General features: G+C 41.6%; 2 protein-coding genes. Both read right to left on the bottom strand.

Features of this window, described 5'->3' with window-relative positions; translation table 11 throughout:
• Positions 1-328 precede the first annotated feature (328 nt).
• The gene (locus IDZ20_RS10935) at positions 329-745 is read right to left on the bottom strand and encodes a hypothetical protein (protein ID WP_188151474.1); all 417 of its coding nucleotides are present in this window, start codon (positions 743-745) and stop codon (positions 329-331) included.
• A 133-nt stretch (positions 746-878) separates the two neighbouring features.
• Complete coding sequence (locus IDZ20_RS10940; protein ID WP_121495350.1) at positions 879-1,388, bottom strand: hypothetical protein; 510 nt, start codon at positions 1,386-1,388, stop codon at positions 879-881.
• Between the last annotated feature and the right edge of the window lie 120 nt (positions 1,389-1,508).

Raw genomic sequence — 1,508 nt, forward strand, 5'->3', positions numbered from 1 at the left:
AAATAATACTACAAGAAGGTTACTCTACGGATTGATTTGGTACTGCCTAAAAAGAAAACGCTGAGAACAACGACGGGAGACATAGTGCGGACACGACTGACTAGAAATTGATTGCCACTCCCCGACTGCATCACTGCGATTTTCCCAACTAAACCGCTGCTGGAGCGGCACAAACTAAAAAGACAACTGACAACAACCTAAAACCGACAAAGCGCTTTTTTCAATACCACGCATAACGCCTTGCTAAGGGGCAAACTGCGCAGCAGTTTGTCCCGCGGAGCCAGCGCCTTTTGCTGGCGGAGTGTACTTGAGCAACTTGTTATGCATTTTACTCTTCAGCAATTTCACTATTCTTTATGAACCAATGACCCTTTGATTTTTCGAAAACATATTTTAATCGAATACCTTCGACTTTATAGGTTGCTTCAAATGATATATTCCAGCTTGTTACTTCATAGTTTGATATTTGAAATACAGGACCATGTATAGAGCCCGTATACCTTACAGCAGGAACTCCGAATTTAGTCACATTGTCGATTGTTATTAGATCCAGTTCTACGGGCAAACCAATCACCAGCGGACGACGCCCTGGGAACGAATCCAGATGGTAATACTCCTGAAGTTCAGGGAGATCAATTGCGAGCTGAATAATTTCGTTAATTTCGCGATTAATTATTTCATCTTCATTTTCGGGGCAGGCTAAAACTCCGCTTGAGATAAATATTAGTAAGATAAAAATTCTCATGGCTTAACCTGATGCATAACGCTTTTGTCACCCGCACTTTGGCCATAGCGGAGTTTTGGGGTACAGTGGCGCAGCCACCCCAAAACGCAGCGACGGACAAGGTGTCGGGTGGACAAACTTGTTAGGCACTTTTTTACATATGTAAGTGGTAAGAACCATAGTAGTTTGCCAAAGCTTCTATAATTGCATTAAGTTTACTAAAATTCTCATTATATGGAGCTAGAAATTCGATTTCTCCGCCAGGGTTCCATTTGTTTAAAACAAACATTCCATATGGGGTATTTATTTTAAGCTCCCATTTTGCGCCGTCACGAACACCTAAAACCACAATTTCATAGTCATTTTGAGCTTTTTTGACAGCCTTCTCTAGCTCAACTTCATAATCGAAAGGTTTAAAATCTAGATCCTCAATTTTAGCAATGTAATCACGTGCGCTTGAGCCGTGATCAAAAACCTCTACAAGCTTTCCGTCTATATATCTGTATCCATTCAGAAATGGGCCAATTGTATTTACATTTCTTGGTTGCTCAATATAGAAAGCGAATCCAGTCTTGCCCTTTATTGGTCCGGAAAAAGCCCCTTCAACCATCATCATTGAGATAAATAATTCGCCTTCAGGTTCTTCTTGCTCGATCTTGCTCAAGCAACTACAGCCAGATAAAGCGAGTACGAAAATTATTAAGGAGATCTTCATTAGCTTCGCCTAACGCCGCGTTAACCTGTGCCGCGTGTGAAGTGGAGTTTTGCGGTAAAGTGGCGAAGC

This window comes from Teredinibacter waterburyi, from assembly GCF_001922985.1.
In the GTDB taxonomy this organism is placed as follows: domain Bacteria; phylum Pseudomonadota; class Gammaproteobacteria; order Pseudomonadales; family Cellvibrionaceae; genus Teredinibacter; species Teredinibacter waterburyi.